Source organism: Prevotella sp. P5-50 (genome assembly GCF_002251295.1).
GTDB lineage: Bacteria > Bacteroidota > Bacteroidia > Bacteroidales > Bacteroidaceae > Prevotella.
The window spans coordinates 97,340-113,087 of sequence record NZ_NPJA01000013.1 but is presented as its reverse complement, the minus strand read 5'-3'; the positions used below and the strand labels follow the sequence as shown (position 1 = coordinate 113,087).

12 protein-coding genes are annotated in these 15,748 nt (G+C 48.5%); 5 read left to right on the top strand and 7 right to left on the bottom strand.

Annotation, left to right across the window (positions count from 1 at the left end; all coding sequences use genetic code 11):
• Window positions 1-4: 4 nt before the first annotated feature.
• On the top strand, window positions 5-1,453 hold the full coding sequence (cls, locus tag CIK88_RS02215) for a cardiolipin synthase (RefSeq protein ID WP_094434240.1): 1,449 nt from the start codon (window positions 5-7) through the stop codon (window positions 1,451-1,453).
• On the opposite strand, the gene rsmD is transcribed toward cls, so the two are convergent.
• The gene (rsmD, locus tag CIK88_RS02210; RefSeq protein ID WP_094434238.1) at window positions 1,428-1,976 is read right to left on the bottom strand and encodes a 16S rRNA (guanine(966)-N(2))-methyltransferase RsmD; all 549 of its coding nucleotides are present in this window, start codon (window positions 1,974-1,976) and stop codon (window positions 1,428-1,430) included. The two genes, cls and rsmD, sit on opposite strands and share 26 nt — an antisense overlap.
• Window positions 1,973-2,782 carry a DUF3822 family protein gene (locus CIK88_RS02205; RefSeq protein ID WP_094434236.1) on the bottom strand — a complete coding sequence of 270 codons (810 nt, stop codon included), beginning with the start codon at window positions 2,780-2,782 and terminating at the stop codon, window positions 1,973-1,975. Before CIK88_RS02205 ends, rsmD begins: the two co-directional genes overlap by 4 nt.
• Before the next feature lie 281 nt (window positions 2,783-3,063).
• Between CIK88_RS02205 and CIK88_RS02195 the strand changes: the two genes are divergently transcribed.
• From CIK88_RS02195 to CIK88_RS02185, 3 genes are read left to right on the top strand one after another with little or no spacing between them, the layout of a single operon-like run.
• The gene (locus tag CIK88_RS02195; protein WP_094434232.1) at window positions 3,064-4,536 is read left to right on the top strand and encodes an ATP-dependent RecD-like DNA helicase; all 1,473 of its coding nucleotides are present in this window, start codon (window positions 3,064-3,066) and stop codon (window positions 4,534-4,536) included.
• Complete coding sequence (locus CIK88_RS02190; RefSeq protein ID WP_094434230.1) at window positions 4,533-5,096, top strand: 4'-phosphopantetheinyl transferase superfamily protein; 564 nt, start codon at window positions 4,533-4,535, stop codon at window positions 5,094-5,096. Before CIK88_RS02195 ends, CIK88_RS02190 begins: the two co-directional genes overlap by 4 nt.
• 31 nt (window positions 5,097-5,127) lie before the next feature.
• Window positions 5,128-5,649, top strand: coding sequence for a peroxiredoxin family protein (locus CIK88_RS02185; protein ID WP_371591474.1), 522 nt, complete (start codon window positions 5,128-5,130; stop codon window positions 5,647-5,649).
• Between the two features lie 455 nt (window positions 5,650-6,104).
• Here CIK88_RS02185 and alaS read toward each other — a convergent pair whose 3' ends face one another.
• Window positions 6,105-8,768, bottom strand: coding sequence for an alanine--tRNA ligase (alaS, locus tag CIK88_RS02175; protein WP_094434226.1), 2,664 nt, complete (start codon window positions 8,766-8,768; stop codon window positions 6,105-6,107).
• Between the two features lie 754 nt (window positions 8,769-9,522).
• On the bottom strand, window positions 9,523-9,876 hold the full coding sequence (locus tag CIK88_RS02170) for a helix-turn-helix transcriptional regulator (RefSeq protein ID WP_094434224.1): 354 nt from the start codon (window positions 9,874-9,876) through the stop codon (window positions 9,523-9,525).
• Between the two features lie 634 nt (window positions 9,877-10,510).
• Here CIK88_RS02170 and CIK88_RS02165 point away from each other — a divergent pair.
• Window positions 10,511-11,800: an ATP-binding protein gene (locus tag CIK88_RS02165; RefSeq protein ID WP_094390544.1), complete on the top strand. Its 1,290-nt coding sequence runs from the start codon at window positions 10,511-10,513 to the stop codon at window positions 11,798-11,800.
• A gap of 245 nt (window positions 11,801-12,045) precedes the next feature.
• Here CIK88_RS02165 and CIK88_RS02160 read toward each other — a convergent pair whose 3' ends face one another.
• From CIK88_RS02160 to CIK88_RS02150, 3 genes are read right to left on the bottom strand one after another with little or no spacing between them, the layout of a single operon-like run.
• Entirely contained in the window at window positions 12,046-13,497 is a 1,452-nt protein-coding gene (locus tag CIK88_RS02160) for a BACON domain-containing protein (protein WP_094390543.1), read from the bottom strand.
• 32 nt (window positions 13,498-13,529) lie between these two features.
• Window positions 13,530-14,840: a DUF4302 domain-containing protein gene (locus CIK88_RS02155; protein ID WP_094434222.1), complete on the bottom strand. Its 1,311-nt coding sequence runs from the start codon at window positions 14,838-14,840 to the stop codon at window positions 13,530-13,532.
• 10 nt (window positions 14,841-14,850) lie between these two features.
• Complete coding sequence (locus CIK88_RS02150) at window positions 14,851-15,741, bottom strand: putative zinc-binding metallopeptidase (RefSeq protein WP_094434220.1); 891 nt, start codon at window positions 15,739-15,741, stop codon at window positions 14,851-14,853.
• Window positions 15,742-15,748 lie beyond the last annotated feature (7 nt).

The following is a 15,748-nucleotide window of genomic DNA, read 5'->3' as shown; positions in this document are numbered from 1 at the left end:
GGGCATGATGACATTCTCCATCTTCTATCTGACATTGATGCTGCTGCTGACGATAGCCGTTATCGCAGCAGGCTTTATCGCTATCTTCCATGTATTGCTCGACAACCGTCAGCCGGTGAAGACCATGGCATGGATTATGGTAATCATCTTCTTGCCAGTAGTGGGATTGCTGTTTTATGTGTTCTTCGGTGTGAACCATCGGCGTGCAAGGGTCATCAGTCAACGGTCAATGAATCAGTTGACGAAACGTTCGATGCTGGAGTTTGTAGGTCAGCAGAATCTGCGTGTTGCCGACCGCCATAAACAGTTGGTCGATCTGTTTGTCAACCAGTCGTTCTCATTGCCCTTCAAAGACAACCGCATCGACATCATCACCGAGGGCGAAGCCTTCTTCCGCCAGTTGATTGACGATATCAACCGTGCCACCCATCATATTCATATCTGCATGTATATCTTCGAAGACGACAGTCTCGGCAGACAGATCCTCGACGCCCTGCGAGCAAGAGCCAAGGCAGGTGTGAAGGTGCGTGTCATCTATGATGATGTAGGGTGTTGGCGCGTGAAGAATCGGTTCTATGAGGAGATGCGCGAGTCGGGCATAGAAGTCGTTTCGTTCCTTCCCGTTCGCTTCCCGTTGTTCACCAGTAAGGTCAACTACCGCAACCACCGTAAGATAGTGGTGATAGACGGACGGGTGGGGTATATCGGCGGCATGAATATTGCCGAACGCTATGTGAAAGGCATCCACGGTATGGCTTGGCGCGACACGATGTTGCGCATTGTGGGAAGTGGCGTCTATGCCTTGCAACGAGCATTTCTGGTGGATTGGTATTTTGTGGATCGCACCCTTATCAGCGACCGCAGCTATTATCCCTCGCTGGACGATGCCAGTCTGTCCAACAACTGTTTGATGCAGGTGGTGACGAGTGCACCCACCTCACTCTATCCAGAGATTATGCAGGGTTATGTGCGTATCATCCTGGCAGCCCGTCGCTATGTTTATATCGAGACTCCTTATTTCATGCCCAACGAACCCGTGCTCTTTGCGCTCAAGACCGCAGCCACGGCAGGTGTCGATGTGCGTTTGCTGTGTCCGTATAAAGCCGATGCGAGGTTAGTGGAGTGGGCATCACGATCCTATCTGCGTGAAGTGGAAGAAGCCGGTGTGAAGGTCAGTCTCTATCAAGGCGGTTTCCTGCACGCCAAGATGTTGGTGTGTGATGATGCGTTGACATCGTGCGGTTCCACCAATGTTGACTTCCGGTCTTTTGAAAACAATTTCGAAGCCAATGCCTTCATCTATGACGAAGGCACCGCCTTGCGCATGAAGCGTATCTTCCTGCGTGATGAAGAGCAGTCGGTGGCATGGGCAGACCTCCCCAGGCGCGTACATCCAAAGTTTGGCGTGCGTTTGTGGGAGAGTATCACTAGGTTGTTTTCGCCGTTGCTCTGAACAGTGTGAAATTGACGCTGCCGTACTGTCGGTGTTCTATGAAGTTGGGGTGTTCGGAGAAGTCATGGTCTTTGCCATGTTCAAAGACGAAGATGCCATCCTCTTTCAGTATGCCTTTCTGCAAGACGAGGTCAGGAATCTGTGGCAGTTCCTTGAGTGCATAAGGAGGATCGGCAAAGATGAAATCATACTGTTGGCGGCATGATTTCACGAAGCGGAACACATCGCCACGGATGGGAATACACGCCTCGGTATTGAGTTTCTTCAGACACTCCTGTATGAAACGATGGTGGTCACGATCCATTTCCACGCTGACCACCGTCTGGCAGCCACGCGACACGAGTTCGAGGGAAATGCTTCCTGTGCCCGAAAAGAGGTCGAGTGCCTCCGCTCCATCGAAATCAACATACTGCGTGAGTACGTTGAAGATATTCTCTTTGGCAAAATCGGTAGTGGGTCGCGCTTTAAACGAGCGCGGAATGTCGAAGTGACGTCCCTTGTATATTCCTGTAATAATTCTCATCTTCCTTTTACGAATAATGTCATGAGGTCATAAGGCATTCCTTCTATCTGCGTCACGGCAGAACGGTTGAAATCGCCAGTGGGTAGGATGACATAGGCGCGCTGCACATATTTCTTCAGTTCCTCAATCAGCCATTGTTGTTCGGGAATATCGCCTACGAGAAATATTTCATCGTGTCCCACCTTCATGCCCAGTTGTTTCCAAACGGAGAGCAGGTAGTAAAGGGCATCGTGCGCATCGCGTCCGTCGAAGGCATTGCAGAACTTAAAGCGGTTTTGTCCATAGCAGAACACATCCATGCGCTGGTCGTGGAAGTAGCAGTAGAGTTTAGCTTTCGTGCCCATGTAACTCCTTTGGTGCAGGTGTCTCCATACGGGAGCCACCGCCGCCATGTATCTTGCTTCGGGGTAGTGGTCGGCGATGACGCTCTTCAGATTTCTGTTGATGGCAAAGAGCACCACGCAGTTGAGGTCGTCCATCACCGTATATCCCACACAATCCTGTTCGTGATTGGTGAAGGCGTGTCGGAACAATATTTCCTTTTCCTGTTCTTTAAACTGTTCGGTAGGAACGGTGAGTGTCGGTGCCACCACCGATACCAGTACGTGTTGGTATTTATCGTTTAGAATTTCTTCATCGCGGAACGCCTCACGAAGGTTTGCCGATAGTGAGATACCGCTTTTCAGTGGGTAGGGGCTGAAAGAAATCTGTCCGTTGCCGCTGTCTAAAACAGAGAACGACAATGACTTACGGCTCACTCTGATGATGAGTCGTTTACGTGAAACGGGTTGGCTATAGTCGTGCATCTTGCCAGTGGTTTTAGTTGCTGACGATGCTTAGCAGGCATAGTATTGCCAGTATCAGGGCTGCCAAGCCCAGTATTGCATTCGTCGTTCTATTAGACATATTCATTGCAAAGGTAGTGCAAACCGAGCGAAATACAAAGAAAATCAAAAATTTTCTTTGTATTTCCGAGGTGCATCGAATTATCTCAAACTCCAATCCGTAGTAAAAATCACAGTCATCAACGTTAATCATCCCAAAATGCTTTTCTATTTCTGCAATATTTCGTAACTTTGACCACCGTATGATAATCGACGAACTGATTTACCGCATCAGACATAACTTCTGTCATGTGCCAACCGCCGAACAAGAGCAAGCCATAGGGCAGTTTGCTTCCTTCATGACCAACCGTCGTGAAGAAGCTGTCATGGTGTTGCGCGGTTCGGCAGGAACAGGTAAGACCACTCTTGCCGCAGCCATTGTGAAGACCATGGCAGAACTGCAACAGCGGATGGTGTTGCTTGCTCCAACAGGTCGTGCCGCCAAGGTTTTCTCGCTCTATTCGGGCCATTCAGCCTATACCATCCATCGTCGCATCTATCGGCAACAGTCGTTGGAAGGGGCATTCTGCCTCAATTACAATAACGCACAAGATACGCTGTTCATCGTGGATGAGGCTTCGATGATAGCCAACGCATCGACCTATGGCGATACACCCTTTGCACAAGGTCAACTGTTGGACGACCTGATTCGCTTCGTCTATAACGGGCGCAACTGTCGGTTGATGCTCATCGGCGACCGCGCCCAGTTGCCACCAGTGGGCGAAGACGAGAGTCCTGCACTGGTGGGCGATATCCTGCGAGGCTACGGACTGCATGTCAGCGAGTGTGATCTCAACGAAGTGTTGCGACAGAGTCAGGATTCAGGCATCCTCTACAATGCCACTACCATCCGTCGGATGTTTGATGCCATGGAGGAATATGGCGACGTATCGTTGCCGAAGGTACGCTTCGAAGGCTTTGACGATATCCGCTTGGTGATGGGCGACGAACTCATAGAAACATTGGCAGGAAGCTATTCGGAGGTAGGACTCGACGAGACCATGGTCATCACCCGATCCAACAAGCGTGCCAATATCTACAACCAAGGCATTCGCAATATGGTGCTCGGACGGGAGGATGAACTGACCACTGGCGACCAGTTGATGATCGTGAAAAACAATTATTACTGGAAACTGCCCACCACCGGACAGGCTACCGATGCCAGCGAAACCTTTATTGCCAATGGCGACAGGGCAGAGGTGCGTCGTGTGCGCAACATCCGAAAGCTCTACGGCTTTCGCTTTGCCGATGTGACGTTGGCATTCCCCGATTATGACGATGCCGAAGTGACAGCCACCATACTGCTCGACACGCTGACATCAGAAGCTCCCGCACTGACCCGCGACCAACAGGAACAACTCTTCCAACAGGTGATGGCAGACTATGCCGACATTCCCACCAAGCAGGAACGCTTCAAGCAGCTCAAGCAAGACCCTTATTATAATGCGCTACAGGTGAAGTTTGCCTATGCCGCCACCTGCCATAAGGCACAGGGAGGACAGTGGGCACACATCTATGTGGATCAGGGATATATGACCGATGAGATGCTCACTCCCGATTATATCCACTGGCTCTATACCGCCTTTACCCGTGCGTCGGAGCGCCTCTATTTAGTCAACTGGCCCAAGACGCAGACCGACAATACGCATCAAAACCCTCAAGAAACAGCCCCATGATATATCTCAACGACCATTTAGACCAACTCGATGTGGAGCACGCCCTGTCACTCCTGTCGGAACAGCGCCGCCAACAGGCTTTAGCTTTCAAGCACGACCTTGGACGTCGCACTTGTGTGGCAGCCTATCTGCTGTTGTGCGAGGGACTGCAACGGGAGTTTGGCATCATGGAGCCGCCCGTGTTCTCTTATGGCGAACACGGCAAACCGTTTATCGTGGGGCATCCAGACATCTGTTTCAATATGAGTCATTGTCGTGAGGCAGCCATCTGTGTGATCGATTCCCATCCTGTGGGCGTCGATATCGAGTCGATGCGCGGCTATCGTGAGGCATTGGTGCGCCACACCATGAGTGATGACGAGCTGCTGCAGATCGGACAATCAGCCAATCCGGAACTGGAGTTTGTGCGCCTGTGGACGATGAAAGAGGCGGTGCAGAAGCGTTCGGGCGAAGGCATCCGCAGCGATATGAAATCTGTGCTCGATGGTGCGGGCAGGGTAGATACCGTGGTAAGCGCCGACCAGCGCTATGTGTATTCGGTGGCGTATAGTGATCAGTGAAAACAATATTATAGATAAAGATATGAAGACAATGAAACATTTATTATTGGCGGTGATGGTGATGATGACCGCTTCGGTACAAGCACAACAGACAGAAGAGGGAGACCTCGATGCCAAGTATGCCACAGAATTGGTGAAGGTGGGTAGTGTGGCACCCGATTTCACGATGCAGACCATCGATGGAAAACCGTTCTCCCTGTCGGAACTGAAGGGTCGTGTGGTAGTGCTCGACTTCTGGGCATCATGGTGCCCCGACTGTAGAAAGGAAGCTCCTGCCGTTGTAGAACTCTATAAGAAATATAGCGACAAGGGTGTTGCTTTTGTCGGTGTGTCGATGGATACCAATGTTGAGGCGTGGCGTGCAGCGTGCGAGAAATACGGCATTACGTATCCTCAGGTGTCGGAGTTGAAGAAGTTTCATGATACCGATATCTCTAAGGCTTATGGTGTGAAGTGGATTCCTTCTATTGTCGTGATTGATCAAGATGGTAAAGTGGCTCTTGCTACTGTTGTGACGGAACGACTCGCCAGTTATCTGGAGGCGCTCCGGTAACTTTTTATCACACGGAAATCACGGAAAGATTTTATCCACGGAAGGCACGGAGAACACGGAAATCACAGAAAAAAGGATTTTGGTTAAAGATTATTTTTAAGATTTTCGTTAAGATTTCGAGCATCTCCGATGCGATCCCTATAAAAATTCTTCCCAAAAGCGAGGTATTCGAGCGCATTTTGTTTAAGATTTTCGTTAAAGATTTTATTTGGCGCCAACAAGGTTTCTACTTTTGTCCTTACAGGACGTAGGTTAGGAATGTGCATTGTGTCCGCAGGGCGTTGCCCTGGGCTAAGGAAACCATTGGGCTTTCAGCCCGTTGTCCTTTGCCTTCGATGCTTCAGAATTGCTGTGTGAATTTCATTCGTGCAATACATGGGATATAACAACGAGCGACGCACCGTGAGTCAACTACTCGCGGCGCGTCGCTTTATGATGTGGCTGGAAACAGGCAGTTAGAGTTTTGCCAATTCCACAACCTTGTCGATAGCAGCATTCAGACCGTCGGTATTCTTACCACCGGCAGAAGCGAAGTGAGGCTGGCCGCCACCGCCACCCTGTATGAGTTTGGCAGCTTCGCGAATCATCTGTCCAGCGTGGAGACCCTGCTCCTTCACCATATCGTCGCTCATCATGATGCTCAGCATGGGTTTGTCGGCACTGATGGTACCAATGACACAAAGCAGATGTGAGGGAACGGCTTCACGAATCTTGAATACCAAGTCTTTGGCAGACTGAGCGTCGAGAGGCAATACAGCCTTGATGAGCGTCACTCCGTTGAGCACCTGAGCCTTCTCCACGAGTTTGTCTTTGGTGCGCTCTACGGCTTGTGCCTTAAACTGCTCGATATCCTTCTTCATGGTGTCGTGCTCATCAATATACTTCTTGATGACACCCTGCAGATCCTTTGCATTGTTGAAGAATGCACGTACAGCCTTCAGTGTGTCTTCCAACTGATAGAGCATTTCTTCGCAGTCCTTGCCAGTCTTAGCCTCGATACGACGGATGCCGGCAGCCACGCTGCTCTCGGTCAGTATCTTGAAGAAGCCGATGCGACCTGTTGAAGTGGCGTGGATACCACCGCAGAACTCGCATGAAGGACCGAAGCGCACTACGCGAACCTTGTCGCCATACTTCTCGCCGAAGAGGGCGATGGCACCCAGTTGCTTGGCTTCCTCAAACGGAACGTCGCGATGCTCATCGATATGGATGTCCTGACGAATCATATCGTTGACGATACGCTCCACCTGACGCAGTTCTTCATCGGTCACTTTCTGGAAGTGAGAGAAGTCGAAGCGCAGGGTATCGGCGCTGACATACGATCCCTTCTGCTCTACATGGTCGCCCAATACCTGGCGGAGGGCATAGTCGAGCAAGTGGGTTGCCGTATGGTTGGCAGCAGAAGCGTCGCGCTTGTCGGTATCTACACAAGCCATAAATTCGGCAGCGGGATCCTTAGGCAACTGCTTCACGATATGGATGCTCTGGTTGTTTTCGCGCTTGGTATCGATGATTTCGATGGTTTCAGCCTCGTTGACGAGTACACCGCAGTCACCTACCTGTCCACCCATCTCTCCGTAGAAAGGGGTGTAGTCGAGCACGAGTTCATAGAATTCGTTCTTCTTCTGTGTCACCTTGCGGTAGCGCAGGATATGACAGTTGTATTCGGTATAGTCGTAGCCCACAAACTGCTGTTCGCCAGCCATGAGTTCTGTCCAGTCGGAGTTTTCCACAGCGGCAGCGTTGCGTGCACGATCTTTCTGTTTCTGCATTTCAGCGTTAAACTGTTCCTCATCCACCGAGAATCCGTTTTCGCGGCAAATCAGTTCGGTGAGGTCGAGTGGGAATCCGTAGGTGTCAAACAGTCGGAATGCCTGAACACCATCCAATTGGTTTTTACCCTCAGCCTTGAGTTTCTCCATAGCATCGCCAATCATCGAGATGCCCTTTTCCAGTGTGCGCAGGAAAGAGTCTTCCTCCTCCTTGATCACCTTGGTGATGAGTTGTTGCTGGGCTTTCAGTTCGGGGAAAGCGTCACCCATTTCGTGCACCAGTGTAGGCACGAGCTTGTAGATGAATCCCTCTTTCTGTCTCAGGAAGGTGTATGCATAGCGCACGGCACGGCGCAGGATGCGGCGGATGACATATCCTGCCTTTGCATTGGAGGGCAGTTGACCGTCGGCTATAGAGAATGCCACGGCGCGCAGATGGTCTGCACAGACGCGCATGGCGATGTTGATTTCGTTTTGCTCCTTGCTGATGGGGTTGGCAGTCTCTTCCTCAAAGGTGAAATATTTCAGTCCTGTCAGGTCTTGCTCAGCCTTGATGATGGGCTGGAACACGTCGGTATCGTAGTTAGAGTGCTTGCCCTGCATCATGCGCACCAGTCGCTCAAAGCCCATACCCGTATCGATCACGTTCATGGAGAGCTTTTCGAGTGAACCGTCAGCCTTGCGGTTGAACTGCATGAACACGAGGTTCCATATTTCAATCACCTGTGGATCATCCTGATTGACCAGTTCGCGACCAGTTTTTCCACTGGCAGCTTTCTGTTCTGGAGTTCGCGAGTCAACGTGGATTTCCGAGCATGGACCACATGGTCCCGTATCGCCCATCTCCCAGAAGTTGTCGTGCTTATTACCATTGATGATATGGTCTTCTGGCACATGCTTCGCCCAGTATTTTGCTGCTTCTTCGTCGCGTGGGATATTCTCCTCAGGTGAACCTTCAAACACGGTCACGTAGAGGTCTTCTGGATTCAGTTTGAGCACACTGACAAGGTATTCCCATGCCATATCGATAGCGCCTTCTTTGAAATAGTCGCCAAACGACCAGTTACCAAGCATTTCAAACATGGTGTGGTGGTAGGTGTCGTGACCCACTTCCTCAAGGTCGTTATGCTTTCCGCTGACGCGCAGACACTTCTGAGTATCGGCACGGCGGCGTGGTTCGGGCTCTCTTGTGCCCAGGATAATGTCTTTCCACTGGTTCATTCCAGCATTGGTGAACATCAGTGTGGGGTCATCCTTGATGACCATCGGAGCCGATGGCACGATGGTATGTCCGTGCTGTTCGAAGAATTTCTTGTACGACTCTCTGATTTCGTTCGCTGTCATCATTGTCTTTTCTACAAAGTTTATCCCCCATCTGCCACATAGTGGCGGATGGAGGCATTGGTTATGTTTTGTTATTATATATTCTTCATCGTTGTCTTATAACTTGCCATCGGTTCAATGGGCAAATTCCCCGTTGTATGGCCTTGCACAGGTTGAAGCCTTTGCCTACCGATGCCACATGTCTATGAGCCACATGGTTATATATTATGCAAAATTACGGAATTTTTCTCCAACTGAAAGTTGGTGCAACACAAAATTATATATAATTAACAGTTACGTACGTTCATTTTTTCGTGTTAATTAAGGTTAATGGTGTGGAAATTTTCAACAATGGCAGATATCCCCCTCGTTTGTCCGCAGAAAAGCCATGATTGTCTTCTTGTTTGCGGACTATTGTTGACGGTGTTGCGGTCGTCGGTATAATATGTTGAGAAACAGATGTTTCATATAAACATGCAGCAGATGCGAATGCAAAGTAAATTGATTTGCTCAGTAAAACAAATTGATTTCCTTTGCAAAACAAATTGATTTGCTCGGCAAAACAAATTGATTTGCTCGGCAAAATAAATTGATTTGCTGAGAAGAGCAACTTTCGTTTGAGACGTGAAGCAGTTCTTTAGCGCACGAATATCATCGTGACAGTAGGGCAAAATCATTGAAATTGCCGAGTAAATTCATTGAATTTGCTGACCAAATTCAATGAGATTGCTGACCAAATTCAATGAATTTGCAAAACAGCGCACTATCCTTTTGACTGTCATGCACTTGCAACGGCCTTGTTTTGCTGGTCACGAAACAGCGATGGCGATACGCCATATTTGCGCTTGAAGGCAGTGCAGAAGTGGCTTTGGTGCTCGTAACCCAGATGATAGCCGATGGTGGAAACGGGTTCGTCGGTATTGCACAGCAGTTGCACAGCCATTTCCATGCGCAGATTAAACAGGTAGCCGAACACGGTAGTGCCAAACGACTGCTTGAAACATTTCTTCAGCGTACATTCGTTGGTGCCCACGAGAAGTGCCAAGCGGTGGAGACTGGGCATGCGCTGATAGTTGTGATGGATGAAAGTGCGGGCGTTGTCCATTTGGATTTGAAGTGTTGAGGTCATCATTGTTGCTTTTGGAATTAATGGTTTGTTGTTTTCTTAGACGTTGTCCCTCCATCGGTTGGAAGAACACGCTGCAAAGTTATGTCAACTCCGAAAACCAAGCAACAATGCGGCGCGACGGGTCTGTGACCTGCCTTGCAGTCACGCAATAGTCACGTTGTTTGCCATGAAAATCCTCTATGTCAAAGCATTTTTCTCTTGTTGCAAAAGCATTATGATGGTCGGTTGTTGGTCAGTTGGTGGTCGAATGGTGGTCGAAACGCGTCAGGATAAAGTCATCGACCACCCATTAAGTCGCTGTTTCTCTGTCGGTTAAGCGGTATTGGTGGTCGAGTGGTCGATTTTTTCGACATCGCGTGTGCCTGTATGCGCACGTGTGCGCGTATGTGTGCGAGAAATAATAAGGTCTTTATCTCTCTCCGCTCCTATAGATTTCCGCCAACTGCCACAACGAAAATGCGCCAACTGCCACAACGAAAATGCGCCAACTGTCACAATGAAAATGCGCCAACTGCCACAACGAAAATGCGCCAACTGCCACAATATGGAGGTAAAATAACAAGATTTAACGATTATATGGTGCTGATATACAATTAAATATCGTATATTTGCATCAGAATATATAAAAGCTATAAAAATGAAAGAATATAAGGCGAGAATTGCAGACAAAATATTAGCAGAAAAGTTGGAAGCGATGGGTGCAGTGCTTATCGAAGGACCCAAGTATTGCGGTAAGACGACATTAGCATCTCAGCAAGCTAACAGTATATTGTCTATGTCTGATCCCGACACCCTACAACAGAATATGGCCATGGCAGAAACCAATATCAAACTGTTGCTCCGTGGCGACACTCCACGACTTATTGACGAATGGCAGATAGCACCAAGGTTTTGGGATGCGGTGAGAAATGAAGTGGATCAGCGTGATGAAGATGGGCAGTTTATACTGACAGGGTCTGCTGTGCCTCCAAACTTCGATGAGATATTTCATACTGGTACAGGACGTTTTGCTTGGCTCAAACTTCGTACCATGAGTCTTTGGGAGTCTGGTGACTCTACTGGTGAGGTAAGTCTTGCAAGACTGTTTGCCAACGATGCGGAAGATTATTTTGTGGAAGGCATCAATCAGATAGATTTAGAGCGTTTGGCTTATCTTACATGTCGTGGCGGTTGGCCAAAGGCACTGAATAAGAAGACAGAAAAGGCAGCACTCCAGCAGGCAATCGAATATTTTGAGGCTGTTACAAGCTTTGATATTTCTCGTGTCGATGATGCCAATCGCGACAGTGAATTGGCACGACGGATTATGCGATCGTATGCACGGAACCAAGGCAGTCAGGCTACTGCAGGAACTATATTGGCTGATATTATAAGTAATGAAAGTTCTGAGATCAGTGAGAATACCATCTATTCATATCTGAAGGCCTTGAAGAAAATTTTTGTGATAGAAGATTCTGTTGCGTGGAATCCTAATCTGCGAAGTAAGGCTGCTATTCGTACATCCGATACCAAGTATTTCACAGACCCTTCGATAGCTACTGCTGCATTAGGTCTTGGCCCCAACGATTTGGTGAATGACTTGAATACATTTGGTTTGATCTTTGAGACATTGTGTGTCAGAGATCTGCGTGTCTATGCCGATGCCATTGGCGGCACAGTATTTCATTATAGAGATAAAAATGGTTTGGAGTGTGATGCTGTCATCCATTTGCGTAATGGAAAGTATGGATTGGTAGAGATAAAGCTTGGTGGCGACAAGTTGATAGAAGAGGGTGCGAAGACCCTTACTGCTCTTGCAGACAAGATTGATACGACAAAGATGAAAATACCTTCGTTTAAGATGGTGCTGACAGGAGTGGGGCAATATGCCTTTCAGCGTCCGCAAGACGGGGTGTATGTAGTGCCAATAGGCTGTTTGAAGGATTGACAAAACCTGATCGGTCTTTGGAGTAAATTCAAAGCGGGACATTCCTAAAGGTAGTAGGAGTGTCCCGCTTTGTATGATATGGGTTCAAAACAGCCATTTGATAGACAAGGAAACAAAGTTTTTTCCTTCAAATGCAAAGGATGAATAAAAACAAAAAAAAGTGGACGGGCACATGCCTCGCCGGCATCTCCCGTCCACCAATCATAGTGAGAGTGTGTTTTGTTAGGTGTTTATATTCTATCCATTTATTTCAGTGGTCTTAGAATATTCTTCAATACTGCAGGACGTGCATACTCGCCGTTAGGCAGCTGAATGGCACAACCATTCTTATTCGCATACTTGGCAGTGGTGCCCTCAGGATTACTTATCAAGGAAGGCTTGGATAAAAAAAGCAGAGGACCTACATTGTTGGCAGTGGTAAATGCTTTAGCAATCATGGTCTGGAACAACCAAGTGTCGATCTGGTAAGTGACGTTATTGTAGGTCCAGGTACCAGCCCAGTCGATGATGGTTACTACATCACCTGATTTCTGCTTTTTTGCATAAACAGTACCCGTCGATGCTGCGTCGGTAACTGTAGCAGTTGACCAAATCCAATCGGCTCCTCCGAAGAAGTTAGCCCATGCCAGATACACGTATAAAGTTGTTCCTTCGATACTCCATTCTCCCAGATAGGTACCGCTGTTGGCTGTTTTCACAGTCCTGGCAGTCTTGTTGACGATCAGAGGAATAGTATAGGCATCGAAGTCTTTGAATGGTTTGATGCTGATACCCTTATCGGTTACATCGGCAGGGAAATAGTACCATCCTTCGTGTCCTTCTTCTACGTCGTAGAACACGAAATCGTATGTTCCTGAGAACTGATCGGCAAAGTCGAGCTGGCTCACATAGAGTGTCTTCTCTGATTTACCTGACTTCACGGCAACCTCACCTACACGGCGCTTAGTAGCGTTGGCAGCAACCGAAACCTTGATCACATTGCCGGTGATGCTGGCGGTAATCCAGTCAGCCTTGCTCTCCACGGTGACAGGTCTGCTGTGGGAAACGGTAACAGTCTTGCTGCCGGCAGCGTTGCTCAGTATGCTGGCAACATTGGTGGAGAGGCTGAACTTCATGGCAGCCTGGTTTACGAAGAGGGTATCTTCCAGTACACCGCTGGTCACCAAGATCTTACCCTGACGGGCAACGGCATAGTCGTTTGATGCAACTTCAACCTTGATAGAATCGCTCTTTGCGTTAACCGAAGCCTTAACCCAGTCGGACAGGCTCTTTACCGTAACTGAACCGACAGCCTTTTCGATAGCTACGTTGTAAGAAGCGTCGAGGTCGGTGGCTGCGAGTTCATTGCTTTCCAGTGCGAGCATACCGCCAGTCTGTACGATACTTACCAGATAGGTGTCACCGTTGGCAGCCTTTACATCAATGTGTGAGGCACGTGACTCGCGAGTAGGGTTGGCTGTTGCACTTGCAGTCAGCACGTTGCCGTTGATAGTGGCGGTGAGCCAGTCAGCAGCCGAAGCAACTGTCAGTCCTTCGCCAGTGAGGGTAATATCTACCGAACCGCCAGTGGCAGGAATAGTCGTTTCCGATTTTTCCACCTGAATGGTGTTGACTTTCTCTGTGAAGTCGTCGTCGCCGCAGGAAGCCAGCGTGAGGCTTCCTATGGCAAAGACGATCAGACTATATATCTTTTTCATACGCTTATAAGTCTATATTATGTGATTTAATATTAATGCTTTCCCGGATAGAGCACAGGGTCCTTCACCAGTTTGATGACATTCTTCGCATTGTTCTGGTCAGTCAATGTCATTACGGTAGGATTGTTAACATCGTCAGTACTCAGCTTGAAAGTAGAGAGGAATGGTGTGTAAGCATCTTCGAAGTTACAGAAGAGCGCATAGTATGTACCGCTACCTACGTAAACGTTGAAATCGAAGGTGATGACATCTGGTTCGTTTATTGGAGCATCAACAGCGAATGTTGCAACACCGTAGTATGCACCTCCGCTGAGGAAATAGAAACCATAGTTACCTTTATAGGTTCCGATGTAGCAGTAGTTCACGTCTTCACCTTCGTGGCTCTTACAGCCATCAATGAATGACTGCAAACCAGGACCTGCTACTTCACCTATATTGCTCAGAGCAAGATACCAGTTGCCTGCCTGGAAAATATCGCTCAGATCCTTTGATAAGCTAAAGGTCTTCGACTCGTCGTTGGAGACTACGATGGTGTTGGCTGTCAGTACATCGTTGACGGTAGCAGTATCTTTTGCGTTGATGCCTTTGAGCGTATCGCCAAAGAGTTCGATAGGTTCGTTGAAGAGAAGACCCTTGTCGGTAGAAGTATAGGGAACAGTCAGTGAGGCTACTTCGCCCTTATCATCTACATATTTCACTGAGTATTCGCTTGAACCAGGATAGAACTTAGCCCTTTTGTCACCAACAGTATAGGCAAGAATACCTGCGTTGGTCAGACTCTCAGCTATCTTAGATGCAGCATCGAAGTATTCAGCTACGGGACGGGTCAGACGCTCAAGAACGATGGTGTTGTTGAACTTCTTACCTTTGAGGGTAATGGTGTTCTGATCCTCGCTGATGTTCATGATGACAAACTCATAGTCGGCTTCCCATCCGTCAACATCTGTTGGAGCGCCGCTTCCAGCGGGGTCACCATAGATATGGAGCAGATCATTGTAGGTATCGAAAGCGAGTACAGGACCCTGGTCGCGCGTAATCTTATAAGTAGAAACTACTGACTTGTAGGAACCGTCTTTGTTTGTTGCAGTTTCGTTGTACATCTGTACCTTACCGTCGGTAAACTTCATGGCAAGGTTCAAACCGCCATAAGCATATTCCCGACCAGCATAGTAGTGCATGACCCAACCTTCCTGTGAGCTGGTCAACACTTCCTTGGCATTGGCAACTGCTTCGTTGATACGCTCTGCAGCCGACTTGTCGAAAATCTCGTCGTCATCGTGCAGACAAGACTGAAGTGACAGTCCTGCTACGGCAAACATGATATAGAAAAATATTTTCTTCATAGCGTTGTCTTTACTTTAAGTGTTCGAAATCAAGTTTCTTGTATTCCACAGCACGGCGCTGAACTACGGCACGCAACTCTTCAAGGTCGATGTTCCAGTTCTGGCGCATATAGGTGCGGATGTGAGCCAGTTTCTGTTCGATGATGGCCTCTCCTTCTTCGCCGGCTTTCTCCATCTTGGAATTCCATAGCTCATCATTGTTGGTCAGATACTGTGAGTAGAGCTCTGCATAGTCTTCAGCAGGTTCACTCATCGCATAGTTGCGGATGAAACCGAGTGGCAGTGCCTGTATGTCGGTGTTGTACTGATACCAGTCACCGCTGACATAGTTACCTTCTGAGATGAGGTCAAACGAAGTATCGTATGGCTTCTTCTGGTTCAGAATGTGCTGGAACTCATGGTGCAGAGTGGTGAAGTACCACTGGTTCAGTGCTTCATAGTCGTCAAGCTTGATTGCAGAACCCAGGTTGTTCACATTGTAGAGGGTAATTTTGTAACCGCCCTCGGCAGTACCCATCACAACGGTTCCGTTGTTTTCAATGGCAAGTGAACCGATGAACTGCAGTACACGTGGGGTGTTGGCCTTCACGAAGTCAGGACCTGCTACCTCAGCGTATGCGTCATACCAAAGGTATTTCACTATCATGGCCAGCTTAGCACACTTGGCAGAGTCTGCTGGGGTCAGTGTGTATTTGTGGTCAATCTCGGTATCCTTCATGCGGTAGAGCACCTCTACGTTGTAAGGATAGGTGAAGTTTTCCAGCAACCACTGCTCAAAGGCATCGGGCTTGGCTTCGTCGTTCACAAAGATGCTGTTGCCGGAAGGCTGGTCACCGTCTGAACATGCCGTGAAGCTGAGTGCTGCAACAACGGCAAACAGGATGAAATATATCTTTTTCATTGTGTTC